The 19280-nt window shown below is 72.3% G+C and carries 16 protein-coding genes; 7 read left to right on the plus strand and 9 right to left on the minus strand.

Features of this window, described 5'->3' with window-relative positions; genetic code table 11:
- Nucleotides 1-87 precede the first annotated feature (87 nt).
- Entirely contained in the window at nt 88-717 is a 630-nt protein-coding gene (locus ACGF8B_RS09385) for a TetR/AcrR family transcriptional regulator (RefSeq protein ID WP_392736281.1), read from the minus strand.
- A gap of 181 nt (nt 718-898) precedes the next feature.
- Here ACGF8B_RS09385 and ACGF8B_RS09390 point away from each other — a divergent pair, with 181 nt between their 5' ends.
- Nucleotides 899-2167: an ABC transporter substrate-binding protein gene (locus tag ACGF8B_RS09390; protein WP_392736283.1), complete on the plus strand. Its 1269-nt coding sequence runs from the start codon at nt 899-901 to the stop codon at nt 2165-2167.
- Between the two features lie 46 nt (nt 2168-2213).
- On the opposite strand, the gene ACGF8B_RS09395 is transcribed toward ACGF8B_RS09390, so the two are convergent.
- The 4 genes from ACGF8B_RS09395 to ACGF8B_RS09410 form a co-directional block, all read right to left on the minus strand.
- Nucleotides 2214-6806 (minus strand): caspase family protein, encoded by a 4593-nt coding sequence (locus ACGF8B_RS09395; RefSeq protein ID WP_392736284.1) that lies wholly within the window; start codon nt 6804-6806, stop codon nt 2214-2216.
- A 65-nt stretch (nt 6807-6871) separates the two neighbouring features.
- Nucleotides 6872-7297 carry a hypothetical protein gene (locus ACGF8B_RS09400; RefSeq protein WP_392736286.1) on the minus strand — a complete coding sequence of 142 codons (426 nt, stop codon included), beginning with the start codon at nt 7295-7297 and terminating at the stop codon, nt 6872-6874.
- A 242-nt stretch (nt 7298-7539) separates the two neighbouring features.
- Nucleotides 7540-9159, minus strand: coding sequence for a malate synthase A (gene aceB / locus ACGF8B_RS09405; RefSeq protein ID WP_392736287.1), 1620 nt, complete (start codon nt 9157-9159; stop codon nt 7540-7542).
- A gap of 234 nt (nt 9160-9393) precedes the next feature.
- Nucleotides 9394-9999 (minus strand): NTP transferase domain-containing protein, encoded by a 606-nt coding sequence (locus ACGF8B_RS09410; protein ID WP_392736289.1) that lies wholly within the window; start codon nt 9997-9999, stop codon nt 9394-9396.
- 289 nt (nt 10000-10288) lie between these two features.
- Between ACGF8B_RS09410 and ACGF8B_RS09415 the strand changes: the two genes are divergently transcribed.
- Nucleotides 10289-10588, plus strand: a complete 300-nt coding sequence (locus tag ACGF8B_RS09415) for a DUF5955 family protein (RefSeq protein ID WP_241196650.1) — start codon at nt 10289-10291, stop codon at nt 10586-10588.
- A gap of 27 nt (nt 10589-10615) precedes the next feature.
- Here ACGF8B_RS09415 and ACGF8B_RS09420 read toward each other — a convergent pair whose 3' ends face one another.
- Both ACGF8B_RS09420 and ACGF8B_RS09425 read right to left on the minus strand, forming a co-directional pair.
- Entirely contained in the window at nt 10616-11260 is a 645-nt protein-coding gene (locus ACGF8B_RS09420) for a response regulator (RefSeq protein ID WP_392736291.1), read from the minus strand.
- The gene (locus ACGF8B_RS09425) at nt 11257-12465 is read right to left on the minus strand and encodes a sensor histidine kinase (protein ID WP_392736293.1); all 1209 of its coding nucleotides are present in this window, start codon (nt 12463-12465) and stop codon (nt 11257-11259) included. Before ACGF8B_RS09425 ends, ACGF8B_RS09420 begins: the two co-directional genes overlap by 4 nt.
- Nucleotides 12466-12575: 110 nt before the next feature.
- Between ACGF8B_RS09425 and ACGF8B_RS09430 the strand changes: the two genes are divergently transcribed.
- Together ACGF8B_RS09430 and ACGF8B_RS09435 are read left to right on the plus strand one after the other, a co-directional pair.
- Nucleotides 12576-13670 carry an ABC transporter permease gene (locus ACGF8B_RS09430; protein WP_392736295.1) on the plus strand — a complete coding sequence of 365 codons (1095 nt, stop codon included), beginning with the start codon at nt 12576-12578 and terminating at the stop codon, nt 13668-13670.
- On the plus strand, nt 13667-14347 hold the full coding sequence (locus ACGF8B_RS09435; protein ID WP_392736297.1) for an ABC transporter ATP-binding protein: 681 nt from the start codon (nt 13667-13669) through the stop codon (nt 14345-14347). Before ACGF8B_RS09430 ends, ACGF8B_RS09435 begins: the two co-directional genes overlap by 4 nt.
- A 54-nt stretch (nt 14348-14401) precedes the next feature.
- On the opposite strand, the gene ACGF8B_RS09440 is transcribed toward ACGF8B_RS09435, so the two are convergent.
- A complete protein-coding gene (locus ACGF8B_RS09440) occupies nt 14402-15202 on the minus strand; it encodes an IclR family transcriptional regulator (RefSeq protein ID WP_266910503.1) in 801 nt (266 codons plus the stop codon).
- A 362-nt stretch (nt 15203-15564) separates the two neighbouring features.
- Between ACGF8B_RS09440 and allB the strand changes: the two genes are divergently transcribed.
- From allB to ACGF8B_RS09455, 3 genes are all read left to right on the plus strand, one after another.
- Nucleotides 15565-16908 carry an allantoinase AllB gene (allB, locus tag ACGF8B_RS09445; protein ID WP_392736299.1) on the plus strand — a complete coding sequence of 448 codons (1344 nt, stop codon included), beginning with the start codon at nt 15565-15567 and terminating at the stop codon, nt 16906-16908.
- A 2-nt stretch (nt 16909-16910) separates the two neighbouring features.
- On the plus strand, nt 16911-18026 hold the full coding sequence (gene alc, locus ACGF8B_RS09450) for an allantoicase (protein WP_392736301.1): 1116 nt from the start codon (nt 16911-16913) through the stop codon (nt 18024-18026).
- Nucleotides 18027-18118: 92 nt separating this feature from the next.
- Nucleotides 18119-18448, plus strand: coding sequence for a putative quinol monooxygenase (locus ACGF8B_RS09455; RefSeq protein WP_392736302.1), 330 nt, complete (start codon nt 18119-18121; stop codon nt 18446-18448).
- 31 nt (nt 18449-18479) lie between these two features.
- On the opposite strand, the gene ACGF8B_RS09460 is transcribed toward ACGF8B_RS09455, so the two are convergent.
- Nucleotides 18480-19229 carry an SDR family NAD(P)-dependent oxidoreductase gene (locus ACGF8B_RS09460; protein ID WP_392736304.1) on the minus strand — a complete coding sequence of 250 codons (750 nt, stop codon included), beginning with the start codon at nt 19227-19229 and terminating at the stop codon, nt 18480-18482.
- Nucleotides 19230-19280 lie beyond the last annotated feature (51 nt).

Here is a 19280-nt window from a genome sequence, read left to right on the forward strand (position 1 = left end):
GCTTCGCGAACCGGGCGGGGCTCGCGAACCGGGCCGCTCATCGGCCGGGCCGTACGGGACGCGCGATCAGCCGTACGGCACCCGCGATCAGACGCCCTTCAACGCGCCCTCCGCCGAGCTCAGGCATTGCTGCGCCAGTGCCGCCGGGCCCTGTGGCCCGGCGGCCGGGGCGTCGCCGGCCGCCCAGGTCTCCACCGCGGCCCGCACCGCCGCGCCGGCCACCCCCGCCGTCAGCCGCACGTCCAGTGAACCGGCCCCCTCCGGGAGCCCGGCGCGTGCCGCTAGGACCCCGGCCAGGGTGACGTCCGCGTCGTGGCACGCGTCGTTCCACACCGACTGGAGGGCCGGGCTCTGCGTCGCCATTCTCAGCAGCGACCGCACCCACTCCAGCGACTCCGCAGCCGCCGTGTCACCGGGGGGCGGAGTCAGTGCGCGTGCCGCCGCGTGCCGCAGTGCATCCGGCAGTGAGAGGCCGGCCGGGGCGTCCCGGACCGCCTCCACCCACTGCCGGGACCCGGCGGCGAGCAGCGGGGCGATGGCCTCCTCCTTGGTCGCGAAATAGCGGTAGAAGGTGCGCGGAGCGACACCCGCGGCACGCGCGATGTCCTCGGCGCGAGTGGTCCGCAGGCCGTGTTCCACGAAGAGCGCCGCCGCCGTGCGGGCGATATCCAGCCGGGTCGCGGCCTTGCGCCGCTCCGTCAATGAGCCACCTTGCATGCGGATCAGGTTATGCCCCCCGACTTGTGCCCCCCGACTTGTGCCCCCCGGCTTGTGCCTCGTCCCCTCGACCCTCGATCCCCCGACCCGGTGGGCCGAACGCATCGGTAGGCATAGGTTGCCTGTGTGGCAGAATCTGCCACCAGTGCATGTGTTGGGCTAGCAAGAGGTGGCAAGAGCGGTGCGTCGGCGGCAGTTCCTTCTTCAGACGGCCGGCCTCGCCGGCACCACGGCCGCGCTGGGGCTCACCGGCTGTTCGGCGAGCAAGGAAGTGAAGCTCCATCTGCTCGTGGCCAGTTACGACAAGAGCATCGGCGCTTCGCTCGGCGACCAGTGGGACGCCGTCGCCGCGGCATTCGAGAAGCAGCACGCCGGGATCAGGATCGAGCTGGAGCGGGTTTCCTACACCAAGATCGACAAGACGCTCGCCCAGCGGGTCGAGGAGGGCAGGGCGCCCGACATCGCGCAGTCGAACATCTTCGCGCCGTACGCCGAGGACGGCCGCCTCTACAACATGAGCCAGCTGTTCGACATCGCCACTCAGGCGGACTTCATCCGGTCCTTCACCGACGCGGGCACGGTCCGAGACGCCACCTACGGCATTCCGTTCCTGGCCAGCACGCCCCGGCTCTTCTACAACAAGGAGCTCTTCCGGCGGGCGCGCATCAGCGGTGCCCCCACCTCGTGGGACGAATTGCGGGTGTCCGCGCAGGCGTTGAAGGCGATCGGCGTGAAGACGCCGTACGGCCTCCAGCTCGGCCCCGAGGCGGCCGAGGACGAGGCCCTGTCCTGGATGCTCGCGGCCGGCGGCGGCTACACGAGTGAGCTCGCGGAGTACGACTTCGCGAAGCCGGAGAACGTCGAGGCCCTGACCTGGCTGCGGGACGAGCTGGTCGCCGAGGGGCTGGCGGGTGCCGAGCCCATGAAACTCAACCGTACCGACGCGTACGCCCAGTTCATGCGGGGCGAGATCGGCATGATGATCGGCCACCCCATGCTGATGGGCGCGGCCGATCAGGCCAAACTCCCTTATGCGCATGCCGCGTTCCCCAAGAAGAGCGGCGGGGCCGCCCCTCCGGTGGGGATCAGCGACTGGCTGATGGCGTTCCGGCGCAACGACCACCGCAAGGAGTGCGGTGCCTTCCTCTCGTTCCTCTACAGCGGGAAGTCCGCCCTGACGTACGGCGGCAGCCAGTCCGCGCTGCCGGTGACGTACTCCGCATCCGACGCGGCGACCGGGAAGCCCGCCGAACAGCCGCTCTCCCCGTTCATCGAGCAGTTGTCGAACGCCCAGTTCGCCCCGGTCAACATGCGTTCCTGGCCCGCCGTCCGGGGCGCCATCCGCACCGACGTGGGCCAGGCGGTGATGAAGGGCGGCGAGCCCGGGACCGTTCTCGCGTCGCTCGACGAGTCGGCGGTCAAGGCGGACATGGCGGCGGCGACCTCCTGACCCCGGTCCGTTCCCGTGCGGGGCCGTGTCGCTGAATGAGCAGGCCTCAATCGGCCAGGTGCCCGTCACAGGTGTCCTGGTAGGGCTGGCCGGGCACGTACTGCTTCCATTCCTCCCTGGTGAGTCCGCCCCCGGCCACGGTGCAGGCGGTCTTGATCAGATCCGCGCTGATACCGGGAAGGCGGCCGAGGTCCCAGACGGTGAGCGGGTTGCCGTCCCCGCTCACCGTGACGGCATACCTGCCGTCGGGGTGGAACGCGAGGTCGGTCATTCGCTGCCCCTGACGGGCCATCGTGGCGGCCAGGTGGACACGGGTGGGGTCGGCCACGCTCCACAAGGTGACGCCGTCGGCCTCATCGAGGCCCGCGACCAGATTTCCCGCAGGGTGGAAGACGTACTTGGCGTAGTTGCTCTCGCCCTTGGGTATCTCCGCTGTCTTTCTGGGGCGGCGCGGGTTCTCGATGTCCCACAGGACGATGTCGCGTTGCGAACCGCCCGTCGCCAGAGTCCGGCCGTCGGGACCGAAGGCGGAACTGCCGTTGCTGTCTTCGAGTCCCACCGCTTCGTGGGAGTCGTCGGCAGGCCACAGGAACGTCCTCAACCCCGGTAGCGCCACGAGAGTCCCCTTGGCGCCGAAGTGCGCGGCGTGAACGGTGGAGACGTCGTTGAACGTGCCGACCGTACGAGGGCGTCCCCGCTCTTGGATGTCCCACATCGTGGCCCAGCCCGGCGAGAAGTAGGTCTCCGCCCCACTGACGATCACGCTCTCGCCTTCCTTGCCGAAATCCACGGACGTGATGGGATCGCTGTTGCGGGAGAGGTCGGTGACCTTCCGCGGACGGGCACGGTCCCTGATGTCCCAGATCAGCACGTCGCCGAGCCGGTCGCCCGCCACGAGCAGCCGTCCGTCGGAGCTGATCGCGATGTCGGTGACGAACCCGGGCATCGCCGCGACGGCCGTACGCCTCGGGCTGGTGGGGACGCTCATGTCGTAGAGCGTGACAGCCTGGTCGTATCCGGCGGTGGCCAGCGTCCGCCCGTCCGGCGTGAAGGCCGCGGAGGTGAGGGAGGCCTTGCCGCCGAGCGTGGCGACGGCACGTGGCAGGCCACCGCCCACCGGGTCCCACTGCACGATCCGGTTCCGGTCGGCGGAGACGATCGAGCGTCCGTCCGCGGAGAAGCGCAGCGTCTCCACCGTGGAGTCGTGCCCGTTCAGCCGGGCGGACTCGGTGGGGTGCGCGGGGTCGGAGATGTCCCAGAGGGCGATGGTCCTGTCAGCGCTTCCCGTGGCCAGAGTGCGGCGGTCGGGGCTGAACCCGACCGCGGTCACAAGGTCTTTGTGGGCGGTCCAGCTCGACAGCTCTCTGGGGGTCGCCGGGGTCCTCACATCCCAGAGCTGCACGGTCCTGTGGCTCCTGGTGACCAGGAGTGCGCCGTCCCGGCTGAAGCCCGGGTCCTCGTCGACGCGGGGGAGCCGGGTCAGCCGGCGGAGGGCCGCCGAGCGGGACACGTCCCAGAGCGTCGCGCCCGATGTGTGGGTGAGCGAATCACTGTCGACCCCTTCGTCCCGGAAGGACACGATGCCGGTGGAGCTGACGAGCGTCCTGCCGTCCGGGGCGAAGCGCACCGACGTGCTGTCGTAGACATTTCTGCGCACCTTGAGCAAGTTGGGCCGGGCTCGGTCGCGGATGTCCCACAGGGCGAGCGAGCCGTGCGCCTGCGATGCGTCCGGCGGCGCGTAGCTCCCGACTGCGAGCAGTGTGCCGTCGGGACTGAAATCGACCCCACCGGGTCTGCCCGACGCGTCCGGGGACCTCAGGGAACCAGCGGGACGCGGCTGAGTGGGCCGGGTGATGTCCCACAGGCTCACCGCGCCGTTGTCGCAGATCACGGCGAGCGTACGGGAGTCGCGGCCGAAGGCGGGCCTGCGCGCGATTCCGGGACAGGGGCGGAAGGAGGCCAGCCGGGTGTTCCGGGCCCTGTCGCCGATACCGCGCAACACCAGCCCTGTCCTGTCCGCCTGCGCCGCCACCTGCAGTCTGCCGTCGGGGCTCAGCAGCGGGTCGTTCTCGTCATGGGCGGAGCTGCCGGTGAGTCGGCTCTGGACCAGTGTGTCCGACACCGCCGCGCGGGTCTCCGCGGTGGCCCGCAGCCCGTGCGCCGCCATCGCGATCTTCAGCGCGAGCCGAGGGTCGGCGGCACGCCTGGACACAGCCTCGGCGACGAGCGCCCGGTGGGTGGCGGATTTGCGCTGTTCCTTCGCCACGCCTTGCTGCTGGAAGGCGAGCACGCCGCCGACGAGCGCCAGGACGAGAGCGAACACGGCTGCGCCGAGCGCCTGTTTGAGGCGCAGAGTGCGGCGCGCCTCACGGGCTCGTGCAGCACGGTCGGCCTCGTTGCTCGCGGCCACGAACCTCTCGTCCAGCCGGGGCAACCGCCGGTGCCTGAGCCGTTCCTCACGCATCAGCCCGCGGGCGGCTTCCAGCAGGCTGCCCCGGTAGTGGAAGCCCGGGTCGCCACCGGAAGCGTCCCAGGCACGCGCGATCTCGGAAAGCTGCTGACGCGCGACCAGGACGCCGCGGTCCTCCTCGACCCATCGGCGCAGCCGGGACCACGACCGCAGCAGTGACTCGTGCGAGAGCTGAGCACCGTCCTGATCGACGCTGATCAGCCGGGCCGCGGCGAGACGGTCACGGATGGCCGCCGTGAGGTCCCGTTGCCGCGACGGGAAGCCGTCCAGCAGCGCGTCGGGGGCCACCTTGCGCCGTACGGCGGCGCCGGTGCCGTACGCCGGCACATGAACCAGCCGCAGCAGCAGTTCGCGCAACGCATCCTGGCCCGCCGTATCGAGGTCCTGATACAGGCGCTCGGTCGTCGTGCTGATGGAGTGCCAGATGCCGCCGGTGGCCTGATATCCGGCCAGCGTCAGGACGGCTCCGCTACGCCTGCGCCATGTCTCGCGCAGCGCGTGTGCGAGGAAGGGGAGCGCGGTGTCGAGGTCGGGTCCGGACATGGACACGGGCACGGGCACGGGCACGGGCACGGCGGGCACGGGGCCGGAGGCGGTCGCGGTGCCGAGGGGCGACGTGGCCGGGGGCCCGCCGTCGGCGTCCGCAACGGCTGCGGTGCTCGCGCCGTCGGCACCGCTCGACAGCTGCCCCCAGCGCAGATCCTGTATCAGCCGGTCCGCCAGTCCTTGCTCCAGATCCAGTCCTGCGACGCCGGCGGGGCCCTCGATCGCCGCGCGCAGCTCGTCATCGGTCATCGGAGGGACCGGCAGCTGGCGTTCCCCCAGAACGGGGACGAGCGCGTCATGGGCGAGGCAACTGCCGTAGTGGTCGGCTCGCAGGCCGAGGACCACGCGCATGCCGCGTTCCCCGCGCGCCTCGCCGCCGTCCGCTCTCCCGTGCCCGGCGAGAACGAGCACCTCGATGAACCGGGCCCTCTCGGCGGGGTCCGTGCAGCGGGTGAACACCTCCTCGAACTGGTCGACCACCAGCAGCCCGCAGCGTGGCCGGCCGGACTTCGGCGGTGGCAGCCGACCGTCTTCGGCGAGCACCCGGCGGACGTCGTCCGAGTCCCGTCCGGTGGCCCGCGCCCACAACTCCGCCAGCGCCCGGAGCGGGTGTTCCCCGGGTGCGGACAACAGCAGCGCCGGCCACGGCAGGTCGTGCGGCCGGGCCGTCGAGGAGTGCCGCTGCTCCAGTCCGGCCAGCAGTCCGGCTCTCAGCAGCGAGGACTTGCCCACCCCGGAGGCGCCGATGACCACGGTCATGGGTGCCGCGCCGTCCGGCGTGGCCGCGCACACGGTGTCGATCAGCCGTCGGGCGAGTGCTTCCCGCCCGAAGAAGTGGTGGCTGTCGGCGGCGCCGAAGTATTCCGTGCCGGGGTAGGGGCACGGAACGTCGGCCGGTGGATCGTCCCGCCGGGCCCCTCCGCCGTGTGACGTGTCGCCGCTTCCGCGACAGGCCGGGTTCCGGGCGATGCGCAGTGAGCCCAGCGAACCTTCGCTCTGACGCCGTGGCCGGATCGGTCCCTCCGCGAACGCGCGGTCCAGCGCGCTGTACAGGCTGTCCATCGTCAGCCAGGGCGGACCGGCCGGATCTCCCTCGGTCAGCAGCCGCAGCAGCCGGCCGCTGAACAACGTGTGACGCCGCTCCTCGGGTGCGAAGGACAGATCGTAGCGAGAGGTGGCGGTGAGCAGCAGGCTGCCGTCCGGCCGTGCGGAGACGAACGGCTCCAGGGCAGGGACACCACCGCCGTCGGGAACATCGGCCCGCCCGGAGTAGCAGCAGTCCAGTACGACGATGCCGCCACCCGCGCACGCGCTCAGGAGACCCTGCACCGTGCGGTACGGCACCGCCCGTGAGATCTCCTCGTGGGAACGGGTGCCGCGGGTCGCCAGGTACAACTCGTCGCGGGGACCCAGCAGTCCGTGTCCGACGTAGTAGAGGAGCACGACGCCGGTCGCCTCACGCGCCACGCGCTCGATCGCGTCGATCACCTCCTCGGTGTCCGCGCCGGCCGGGACGCGATGCACCTGCTCCGGGCCGAACCCGCAAACGTCCCGCAGGGCGGTCTCCAGGTCGTCGAGCGTGGTGGCGACCGGGGGCAGATCATGCAGTTGGGAACCGGACACGTGGCTGTGAGTACCGATCAGGACGGCACGGGCACCGTCCGCGGCGAGTCCGGCTCCTCGCGATGTCACTGCTGCGGGGCCTCCGGCGACGGCTCGCCGTCGTCGGGCGGAACCGGCACCGGGTCGGGCGCCGGGCCGAGGAAGGCGATCAGCTCTCTCGCCAACCGGGCATTCTGTTCCGCGGTCATTCCTCTGACACGGGTCGCGGAGACGGTGACCGTGGCCCCGTCGGGCCGGGTGATCGTGACGGTCTGGTCGCCCCGGCGGCTCTGCACCCACGCGACGAGCGCGCCGGCGAAGACCGCGGCCACGCCACCCGGCCCGACCACCGCGAGCAGGGCCTCCGCACCCAGCCCCATGGCGTCGGACGGTAACGGTGACGCTGTCCGCCCGCGGATCCGACCCCTCAGCTCGGGCTCGTCGGACAGCCAGCGGCGAAGGTGGTGCAGGCCGCCGGAGTCACCGCCCTCGACGGAGACGGTAAGGCGCATGCTTCCTCCAGCGGATCCCTCGTCGCACGCCGCGGTGCGCCACCCTACGATGTCCGGTCCCGACGCGCCCAGCAGGTTTCCGGCCCCGTTGCGGCGGGCCCGACGCCGTCGGGAGAACGCGCACGGGAAGCAGGCTGTGGCCGATGCGTCGGACCAGCCCTGTCCGCCCGGCTTCGAGCTCACCGCGATACACCGCCGCCCCCGGTGCCGGCGGCACCGGGGGCGGCGGTGTGCAAGCGGCGTCAGTCCAGCTGCTCGTACGCCGGCAGCGTCAGGAAGTCCGCGTAGTCCTGGTCCAGGGAGACCTGGAGCAGGAGGTCGTGGGCCTGCTGCCACTTGCCGGCGGTGAACGCCTCGTCGCCGATCTCGGCGCGGATCGCGGCGAGTTCCTCGGCGGCGACCGCGCGGGCCAGCTCCGCCGTGGCGTGCTTGCCGTTCTCGAAGACCACGTCCGCGTTGATCCACTGCCAGATCTGTGAGCGGGAGATCTCCGCGGTGGCGGCGTCCTCCATCAGATTGAAGATGGCGACCGCGCCCATGCCGCGCAGCCAGGCCTCGATGTAGCGGATGCCGACCGCGACGGCGTTGCGCAGCCCCTCGTAGGTGGGCCTGGCGTCCAGGGTGTCGATGGCGATCAGGTCACCGGCGGCCACCGCGACGTCCTCGCGCAGGCGCTCCTTCTGGTTCGGCTTCTCGCCGAGGACCGCGTCGAAGGAGGCCATGGCGATCGGGACCAGGTCCGGGTGGGCGACCCAGGAGCCGTCGAAGCCGTCGTTCGCCTCGCGGTCCTTGTCGGCCTTGACCTTCTCGAACGCGACCTTGTTGACCTCGGCGTCGCGGCGGGACGGGATGAAGGCGGCCATGCCGCCGATGGCGTGCGCGCCGCGCTTGTGGCAGGTGCGGACCAGGAGTTCGGTGTACGCGCGCATGAACGGGGCGGTCATCGTCACCGCGTTGCGGTCCGGCAGGACGAACTTGGAGCCGCCGTCGCGGAAGTTCTTGACGATGGAGAAGAGGTAGTCCCAGCGTCCCGCGTTCAGCCCGGAGGCGTGGTCGCGGAGCTCGTAGAGGATCTCCTCCATCTCGTACGCGGCGGTGATCGTCTCGATCAGGACGGTCGCGCGGACCGTGCCCTGCGGGATGCCGACGTAGTCCTGGGCGAAGACGAAGATGTCGTTCCAGAGTCGGGCCTCCAGGTGCGACTCCGTCTTCGGGAGGTAGAAGTACGGGCCCTTGCCCAGGTCGATCAGGCGCTGGGCGTTGTGGAAGAAGTAGAGGCCGAAGTCGACCAGGGCGCCGGGCACCGGGGTGCCGTCGAGCTGGAGGTGACGCTCGTTCAGGTGCCAGCCGCGGGGGCGGGTGACGACGGTGGCGAGCTCGTCGGCGGGCTTCAGGGCGTACGACTTGCCGGACCTCGGGTCGGTGAAGTCGATGGAGCGGGTGTAGGCGTCGATCAGGTTGAGCTGGCCGAGGACGACGTTCTCCCACGTGGGGGCGGAGGCGTCCTCGAAGTCGGCGAGCCAGACCTTCGCGCCCGAGTTCAGGGCGTTGATGGTCATCTTGCGGTCGGTCGGACCGGTGATCTCCACCCGGCGGTCGTTCAGCGCGGCCGGGGCCGGCGCGACCTTCCAGGAGTCGTCCGCGCGGATCGCCGCCGTCTCGGGCAGGAAGTCCAGCGTGGAGGTGCGGGCGATCCCGGCGCGGCGCTCGCCGCGGCGGGCGAGCAGCTCGTCACGGCGCGGCGTGAACTGCCGGTGCAGCTCGGCCACGAACGCGAGGGCCGCGTCGGTCAGGACCTCGTCCTGCCGGGGCAGGGGCTCGGCATCGACGATGGCCAGCGGGGACGGCGCTGGTGCGGACATGAGCTGTCACTCCTTCAGCGGGCGGTGCGGGTGGCGTCCCACGGCCGCCGGGTCGCCTGGAATGGCACGGCGTGCCAGGGCTCCGGGATACGGGCGTGGAAGCCGTCCGAGGTGCATAGGGCTTCTGACCAGTGGATAGTAGTTTCCTCATGGTGGAAGTTCAATGGTTTGTTGATGTCGAGATTCTCCGGGTCGACAGAAGTGGGGCGGTGGCGGCGCAGCGTGCCAGTCCGGTCACCGGAGGTGCCTCAGGTCCTCCACCGTGTCGATGTCGTACGCCTGAGCCACATCGGAACACTCGACGAGCGTGATCGCATCGCGGTGCGTCCGCAGGTACGCCCGAGCGCCCTGGTCGCCCACCGCCCCCGCCGCGATCTCCACCCACAGATCCGCCCCGAACAGCACCGGATGGCCCCGCTCCCCGCCGTACGCGGCGGCCGCGATCCCCGACCGGGACCGGTACGCCGAACGAACCCGGGCCACCGCGTCCGCACCGATCCCCGGCTGGTCGACGAGGAGGACGAGCGCCGCGTCCGCCCCCGTGGCGGCCAGCGCCCCGAGCCCCGCCCGCAGCGACGAGCCCATGCCCTCGGCCCACTCGGGGTTGACGCTCACCGAGCAGCCGGTGAGATCGGCGCGGGCCCCTACCCGCTCGGCCGCCGCGCCCAGCACCACATGGACGGGGCCGCAGCCGCCGTCCCGCAGCACCCGCACCGCGTGCTCGACCAGTGGCCGGCCATGGTGTTCGAGCAGTGCCTTGGGTCGTCCGCCGAGCCGTCGGCCGCCGCCCGCGGCCAGCAGCAGCCCGGCGACCTTCGGGGTTGGTGTCGTCGCAGTCATGCCGTCTGGATACCCCGGCACGCCCCGGACGTGCACCCCTCGCCCCCCTCGCGCTCCCTTTGCACACCTTTCGCGCAGACGGGCGGACGCGGGCGCGGGCGGGAAAGCCGTCCACCGGGATCCACACGGATCACCCAAACGGGACACCCCGAATTCCGTCCGCGGAGTGGCGCTCGGCAGCTTTCATGGCGTTAACTTGCGCGCACGCCCGGACACTTGAACAACGGTGTGGGGACCGGTCGGAACACTGGCACAAGGATGTGCGAGGGGGAGTGCTTTGTTGCGAAGCGTGGGGCAGACGCGGGTGACCGGCAGCGAGGACCCGAGGGTGACGGAGCTGCGTACGGCCGTCTCCCGGCTCCGTCGCGAGCTGGCCGGGCATCCGCGCGAATTCCCGGACCGCGGGATCGCCGAGGACGAACTGGCCGCGCTGGACGCGATGGCGGCGAGCGGAGTCCCCGAGATTCCACGGCTGCGCCGTTCACTGCTGCTGATCGCCGGGGCGATCGGCTCCGTGAGCGCCCTGGCGTCCGCGCTCAGGGACGTACGGGTGGCCGTCGACCTCTTCGGTGAGCCGCCGCGCGGCTGACCGGTGACCCGGCGGCCGGGCACGGGGTCAGCGGCGGATGAGCCTGCGGGCCGTGGCCGCCGCGACCGCCGAGGTGCGTGAGTCCACGCCCAGCTTGGCGTAGATGTGCACCAGATGGGACTTCACCGTCGCCTGGCTGAGGAAGAGCCGCTTGCTGATCTGCAGGTTCGACAACCCCTCGCCGACCAGTTGCAGCACCTCCAGTTCGCGCTTGGTCAGGGCCTCCGCGGGAGTGCGCATGCGGTCCATCAGCCGGTGCGCGACGGCCGGCGCCAGCGCCGACCGTCCCGCCGCGGCCGTGCGCACCGCCGCCGCCAGTTCCTCCGGCGGGGCGTCCTTGAGCAGATAGCCGGCGGCACCCGCCTCGACGGCGGCCAGGATGTCGGCGTCCGAGTCGTACGTGGTGAGGATCAGGACGCGGGGCGCGCCCGGCTGTGCGGTGATCGCCGCCGTGGCCTGCGATCCGTGCATGCCCGCGCCGAACTGGAGGTCCATGAGGACGACGTCGAACCCCCCGGTCGCGGCGAGCGAGACGGCCCGCTCGGCCGTGGCCGCCTCGGCGACCACCCGGAAACCGGGTTCGGAGTCGAGCACGGCGCGCAGCCCCGCCCGTACCACCGGGTGGTCGTCGGCGAGCAGCAGCCTGATGGGAGTGTCGGCGGGGGTGGTCATGCGGCGTCCTGTCCTGGCCGGCCGTCGGGGATCGGGAGCGGAAGGGTGAGGGCGACGGCGGTGCCCTGACCGGGGGCGGACTCGACGCTGAGCGTGCCGCCCAGGGACCGGGCCCGCGCCCGCATCGCGGGCAGCCCGAAGCCCCCGGTGTCCTGGTCCGCGACGACCGGGCCGCGGCCCGGGTCGAACCCGCGGCCGTCGTCGACGACGTCCAGCGACACCGAGGTGCCCATGAAGGTGAGGGTGATCTCCGCGCGCCCGGCCCCGGCGTGCCGCACCGTGTTGGCCAGCGCCGACTGGGCGGTGCGCAGCAGCGCCACCTCGTACGGGGTCGGCAGCTCCACCGGTGTGCCGCTCACCGCGAACTGCACCGTGAGCCCGGGGCCCGTGGTGCGGGACGAGAGGCGTTCCAGAGCGGCCGCCAGGGAGCCGTTCGCCAGGTCCGGCGGCGACAGGGCGCGGACGAAGCGGCGGGCCTCGGCGAGGTTCTCCTGGGCGGCCTCGCGGGCCCGGCGGACGTGCGGGGTGGCGGGGGCGTCGGCGGGCAGGGTGCGCTCGGCGGCGCGCAGCAGCAACTGGATGCTGGACAGGCCCTGGGCGAGGGTGTCGTGGATCTCGCGGGCCAGCCGCTCGCGTTCGGCGAGCGTCCCCGCGGTGCGTTCCGCCTCGGCCAGCTCCGCCCGGGTCGACATCAGCTCCTCGATGAGCTCCCGGCGCCGCTCGCTCTCCCGGAACAGCGCCTCGTACCCGAGGACCGTCGCGACCGCGACCGCCGCCCCGAGCAGCGGACCGATGAAGGTGCCCGGTGTGACGGCCTGGCCGTGCAGCACGAAGCTGGCGATCGCGGCGCCCGCGGTGACCGCGACGGCGGGCAGTGCCCAGCGGGCCGGCAGCAGGTGCAGTTGCAGGAAGTACAGCGGGAAGGCCACCCACAGGGCCTCCGGCGACAGCACGAGCAGCGCCAGCCACGCGGCGCCCAGCGCCGCCAGCCACAGCGCGCCCGCGCGGGTGCGGGGCTGTACGGCGGGGGCGAGCGCGCCCGCCGCGTACAGGGCGGCCATCACAGCGCTCACCACGACGACGGCCCTGGGATGTGTGCCGTCGGCGACGGCCCGTACCGCCGCCAGTGCCAGCAGTCCCACCAGCAGCGCGTGCAGACACAGCCGCAGCGCGGCGGCGACCGGGGGATGGGCGCGGGAATCCATGATTCGTCCAGCGTAGACGCGGGGTGCCGGGGGCCGGTCAATCGAAAGGTTGATGTCGGGCCCCACCGCCGAGCGATGTTTCCGGACGCCCGGCAGCCGAGGCTGGAGGCATGTTCGTCGCATGGAGAGATCTCCGGTTCGCCAAGGGCCGGTTCGCGCTCATGGGCTCGGTCGTGGTGCTGATCACGCTGCTCGTGGGTCTGTTGTCCGGCCTCACCGCCGGCCTGGCCCGGGAGAACACCTCGGCCGTCACCGGGCTGAACGCCGACCACCTCGCGTTCGCCGCCCCGCCCGACGGCCGGTCCGTGTCCTTCACCGACTCGGTCGTGAAGGAGGACGCCTGGCGGAGCTGGGCGGAGCGGCCCGGGGTGAGCGGCGCGGAGCCGCTCGGCATCCGCACGCTCAACGCCGTCGCGGACCGGGGGGAGCGCACGGCCGCCGTGTCGGCGTTCGGGATCGAGCCGGACGGGGACCTGGCGCCCACCGGCGGAGCCCGGGTCGGCGCCGGGAAGGTGGTGCTGTCCCGGCAGGCCGCCGACGACCTGGCGGCGGGGGCCGGTGACCGGCTGCGGCTCGGTGCCACCGAGGTCACCGTCGAGGCCGTCGCCGGGGACGCCTCGTACAGCCACACACCGGTCGTGTGGACCTCGCTCGACGACTGGCAGCGGTTCGGCGGCGACGGCGACAGCGGGGCCCGGCACGCCACGGTGATCGCCCTGACCACCACCGGCGGCGCCGACCTCGCCGCGGGCGACAGGGCGACCGGCACCAGCACGCTCTCCCTGGACGGCTCCCTCACCGCCATCGGCTCCTACCAGGCCGAGAACGGCTCGCTCCAACTGATGCGCGGCTTCCTCTTCGCCATCTCCGCCCTGGTCATCGGCGCCTTCTTCACCGTCTGGACGATCCAGCGCAGCGGCGATGTCGCCGTGCTCAAGGCGCTCGGCGCCTCCACCCGGTACCTGCTGCGCGACGCGCTCGGGCAGGCCGTCGTGATGCTCGCCGTCGGGACGGGCGCGGGCACCGCGCTGGCCTCCGGCATCGGCGCCCTGATCAGCGGCGGGGCCGTGCCGTTCGTCCTCGACGCGGCGACCGTCCTGGTCCCGGCGGCCGTCATGATCGTCCTCGGTGCCCTCGGGGCGGCCCTGTCCATCCGGCGGATCACCGCCGTCGACCCGCTCACCGCACTCGGGAGTGCCCGATGACCCTCACCCTCGCCGACGTCAGCCTCACCTACCCCGACGGCGACGGCCGGCTCACCGCCCTCGACCGGATCTCGCTGGACGTACCTGCGGGCTCGCTCACCGCGGTCGTGGGACCGTCCGGCTCCGGCAAGTCCAGTCTGCTCGCGGTGGCCGCGACCCTCGTCACCCCGGACAGCGGCCGGGTGACCGTCGCCGGCACGGAGACCGCCGGCCTCGGCCGCAAGCAGCAGGCACGGCTGCGCCGCGAGCGCATCGGCATCGTCTTCCAGCAGCCCAATCTGCTGCCGTCGCTCACGGCGGCCGAACAGCTCCAGGTGATGGCGCATCTCTCGGGCGGCGCCGTGCGCGCGGCCCGCGGCCGGGCGCTGGAACTGCTGGACGCGGTCGGCCTGGCGGACCAGGCCGGACGCAGGCCCCACCAGCTGTCGGGCGGGCAGCGGCAGCGGATCAACATCGCGCGGGCCCTGATGAACGACCCGGCGGTGCTGCTGGTCGACGAACCGACCAGCGCGCTCGACCACGAGCGGGGCGCGGCGGTACTGGACCTGCTGCTCGCGCTGACCCGGGAGCGCTCGACGGCCACGGTGCTGGTCACCCACGACCTGGCCCATCTGGACCGGGCGGACCGCACGGTCCGGATGGACGACGGCCGCCTGACGGTGCCGGAACCGGTCTGAGAGGCGGGGGACATATGGGGAGGGGGTGGCCGCCGGCCACCCCCTCCCCGTGTCTCAGCCGGTGGAACCGCTGCTCGCCAGCGCGTCGGAGAGTTCCTCGGCGGCCTGCTGGAGGATCGGCACGATCCGCTCCGTCGCCGCGTCCGTCACCCGGCCCGCCGGGCCCGAGATCGAGATCGCGGCCGAGGTGGGCGAGTTCGGTACGGAGACCGCCAGGCAGCGCACCCCGATCTCCTGCTCGTTGTCGTCGACCGCGTAGCCGACCCGGCGGACCTGCTCCAGCGCTTCGAGGAAGCCGTCGGGGGTGGTGATCGTCTTCTCGGTGGCGGCCGGCATCCCGGTCCGGGCCAGCAGCGCCCGTACCTCCTCCGGCGGTGTGTGCGCCAGCAGCGCCTTGCCGACCCCAGTGGAGTGGGGAAGCACCCGGCGGCCGACCTCGGTGAACATGCGCATCGAGTGCTTGGACGGCACCTGCGCCACGTACACGATCTCGTCGCCGTCGAGCAGTGCCATGTTCGCGGTCTCGCCGGTCTCCTCGACCAGCCGCGCGAGATACGGGCGGGCCCAGGTGCCCAGCAGCCGGGACGCGGACTCGCCGAGCCGGATCAGCCGGGGGCCCAGCGCGTAGCGCCGGTTGGGCTGCTGGCGTACGTATCCGCAGAGCACCAGCGTGCGCATCAGGCGGTGAATGGTGGGCAGCGGCAGCCCGCTGCTCGCGGAGAGTTCGCTCAGTCCGACCTCACCCCCCGCGTCCGCCATCCGCTCCAGCAGATCGAAGGCACGCTCAAGGGACTGCACACCACCGCTGGGAGCGGCGGGCTTGGAGTCGGATGTGCTGGCGTGGGACGGCGGCACGTCAACGGTCCTTTCGAGGCGGAAGAGCTGGTGCCCCGCCCGGCGAGGCACCCAGCAGCCTACCGGGCGGTTCCCGATCGGCCCACTGCTCGGGGTACGGCGTCCTGGCCGGTCAGAGCCCGTTTGTCCCGGTGTCGGCCGTCGGCGGGGCGGATCTCCGGGCCGGCACTGGTCCCATACTACGTTCCGCACTCCGAAATGAGACTTTTACTTTGTGGAAATCTCCAGTTGTGGCCCCGGGGTGGCCCGACGGCCGTCCGGCGAGGAGGGTGGGGTCTTGACGGGCTCGAATCCCGAGTGAAGACTCCTTCAACAGTTCGTTGAATTCATCAGCGTTCGAAAGTCCGAAGTGAGGAGCACGGGTGTCCGGTGCGGACGTGAGACTGGTACTGCGCTCGACGCGTGTGGTCACCCCGGACGGGACGCGCCCCGCGGCGGTCGCCGTCGCCGACGGGAGAATCGACGCCGTCCTGCCGTACGACGCCGAGGTGCCGGCCGGGGCCCGGCTGGAGGACTTCGGTGACGACGTCCTGCTGCCCGGGATCGTCGACACCCATGTCCATGTGAACGATCCGGGCCGCACGGAGTGGGAAGGCTTCCACACCGCCACCCGGGCGGCGGCGGCCGGCGGCATCACCACCCTGCTCGACATGCCGCTCAACTCCCTCCCGCCGACCACCACCGTCGAGCACCTGCGCGTCAAGCGGCAGGTGGCCGCGCCCAAGGCGCACGTGGACACCGGCTTCTGGGGCGGCGCCGTCCCGTCCAACGTCAAGGACCTGCGCCCGCTGTACGAGGCCGGGGTGTTCGGCTTCAAGTGCTTCCTGTCGCCCTCCGGCGTCGAGGAGTTCCCGGAGCTCGACCAGGAGCAGCTGGCCCGGTCCATGGCGGAGATCACCGGCTTCGGCGGGCTGCTGATCGTGCACGCCGAGGACCCGCACCACCTGGCCGACGCCCCGCAGCACGGCGGGCCCGCGTACGCCGACTTCCTCGCCTCCCGGCCGCGCGACGCCGAGAACACCGCGATCGAGGGACTGATCGCGCACGCCAGGCGGCTGGACGCCCGCGTCCACGTCCTGCACCTGTCCTCCAGTGACGCGCTGCCGGTGATCGCCGCCGCCAAGCGCGAGGGCGTCCGGGTCACCGTGGAGTCCTGCCCGCACTTCCTGACCCTCACCGCCGAGGAAGTCCCGGACGGCGCAACGGAGTTCAAGTGCTGCCCGCCGATCCGCGAGGCGGCCAACCAGGACGCGCTGTGGGAGGGGCTGGCCGACGGGACGATCGACTGCATCGTCTCCGACCACTCGCCGTGCACCACCGACCTCAAGACGCCGGACTTCGGCACGGCCTGGGGCGGGATCTCCTCCCTCCAGCTGGGGCTGCCCGCCATCTGGACCGAGGCCCGCAGACGCGGTCACTCGCTGGACGACGTCGCCCGCTGGATGTCGGCCGCCCCCGCCGAACTGGCCGGACTGACCCGCAAGGGCGCCATCGAGGCCGGTCGGGACGCGGACTTCGCGGTGCTCGCCCCGGACGACACGTTCACCGTCGACCCCGCCGAACTCTTCCACCGCAACCGGGTCACCGCCTATGCCGGCAAGACCCTGCACGGCGTCGTGAGGTCGACCTGGCTGCGCGGCGTACGGATAGCCGCCGACGGCACCGTAGGCGAACCCACCGGCCGCCTCCTCGAAAGGAACCACTGACCATGACGGCGACAGCCCGCTTCACCGGTGACGCGAACCCGTACGGCGGCGGCGACCCGTACGCCGACTACCGCACCTGCGACTTCCCCTTCACCGACCTCGTCGACCTCGCCGACCGGCGGCTCGGCGCGGGCGTGATCGCCGCCAACGACGAGTTCTTCGCCGAGCGCGAGAACCTGCTCCGGCCGGAACCCGCCGAGTTCGACCCCGAGCGCTTCGGTCACAAGGGCAAGGTCATGGACGGCTGGGAGACCCGGCGCCGCCGGGGAGCGAGCGCGGACGTGCCGCACCCCGCGGACGAGGACCACGACTGGGCGCTGGTGCGGCTCGGGGTGCCCGGAGTCGTACGCGGCATCGTCGTCGACACCGCGCACTTCCGCGGCAACTACCCGCAGGCGGTCTCCGTCGAGGCGGCCTGCGTGCCCGGCTCCCCCTCGCCCGGGGAACTGCTCGCGCCCGAGGTGAAGTGGACGACGCTCGTCCCCCGTACGGCGGTCGGCGGGCACGCGGCCAACGGCTTCGTGGTCGAGGACGGGCGGCGCGTCACCCATCTGCGGGTCAACCAGCACCCCGACGGCGGGATAGCCCGCCTCCGGGTGTACGGCGAGGTCGTCCCCGACCCCGGCTGGCTGGCCGCCCTCGGCACCTTCGACCTGGTCGCCCTGGAGAACGGTGGCACGGTGGAGGACGCCTCCGACCGCTTCTACTCCCCGGCCACCAACACCGTCCAGCCCGGCCGGTCCCGCAAGATGGACGACGGCTGGGAGACCCGGCGCCGGCGCGACAGGGGCAACGACTGGATCCGCTACCGGCTCGTCGAGCAGGCGATGATCCGCGCCGTGGAGATCGACACCGCGTACCTGAAGGGCAACTCGGCGGGCTGGGCGAGCCTCGTCGCCCGCGACGGCGAGAGCGGCGAGTGGACCGAGGTGCTGCCCCGCACCCGGCTGCAGCCCGACACCGACCACCGCTTCGTCCTGCCGGAGGCGGTCCGGGCCACGCACGTCCGGATCGACATCTTCCCGGACGGCGGAATCTCCCGGCTCCGGCTCTTCGGCTCACCCACCGAGCAGGGCGCCGCACGACTGGCCGCCCGCCACCGCGAGCTGGGCGGGTAGCCGGGTGCCGGACGGGCCGGTGCCCGGTCCGTCCGGCACCATCCGGGTGTGCCCGATGAGTCCGCGTCCAGGGCATATGCGACCCTGGACGCATGATCTTCATCGCCGTCAGATTCACCGTCCGCAGCGAAGAGCGGGACAACTGGCTTCCGGCCGTCGAGCCCTTCACCCTGGCCACCCGGCAGGAGCCGGGCAATGTGTTCTTCGAGTGGTCGTACAGCGTGGAGAACCCCGACCAGTTCGTCCTGCTGGAGGCCTTCGCCTCCCCCGAGGCCGGGGCCGCCCACGTGAGGTCCGAGCACTTCGCGGCGGCCATGGACCTGATGGCGGACCTGGTCGCCGAGACCCCGGAGATCATCAACGTGGAGGTGCCGGGCGAGGGTTGGTCCCGGATGGCGGAGGTCACCCCGCGCCCGAGGTGAGGCCCCCGCGCCTCTTCCGGCACGGCCCCGGTCAGGCCGCGTGGCCGCCGTCCACCACCACCTCCGTACCGGTGATGTAGCCCGCCTCGTCACCGGCCAAGTAGGCGACGAGGGACGCGACTTCGTCCGTGGTGCCGAAGCGGTCCAGGGCGGTCGCCGCACGCTGGCCGGCGGCGAAGGGGCCGTCGGCCGGGTTGAGGTCCGTGTCGACCGGGCCCGGCTGCACCAGATTGACCGTGATGCCGCGCGGGCCGAGCTCGCGGGCGAGCGGCTTGGTGAGACCTGCCAGCGCCGACTTGCTCATCGCGTAGAGGGTGGAGCCGGGACCGCCCGCGTGCCGGCTCAGGGCCGTACCGATGGAGACGATGCGGCCACCGTGCTCCATCAGTCCCGCCGCCGCGCGGCAGGCCAGGAACACCGCCCGCACATTCACCGCGAGCACCCGGTCCACATCGGCCGGGGTGAGGGTGCCGATGGGGCCGAGGACGCCGATCCCCGCGTTGTTGACCAGGATGTCCAGCCGTCCCAGCGCCTCCGCGGCGCCGGTCACGGCCGCCGGGACCGCTTCGGGGTCGGCCGAGTCCACGCGCAGGGCGATGCCCCGACGGCCGTACGAGCGGATCCTCGCCACGACCTCCTGGGCGGCCGCCTCGTCCTGTACGTATGTCAGTGCCACGTCGACGCCCTCCCGGGCGAGCCGCAGGGCCGTCGCGGCGCCGATGCCGCGGCTGCCGCCGGTGACGAGTGCGGTGCGGGTCGTGCCGGTCACGGTGCTGGTCATGACGGTTCCTTCGCCGGTCGGTGGTGTCCGGGCCGTTGCCCCGACACGGAC

Origin of the sequence: Streptomyces sp. NPDC047917 (assembly GCF_043204345.1) — a bacterium.
Taxonomy (GTDB): domain Bacteria; phylum Actinomycetota; class Actinomycetes; order Streptomycetales; family Streptomycetaceae; genus Streptomyces; species Streptomyces sanglieri.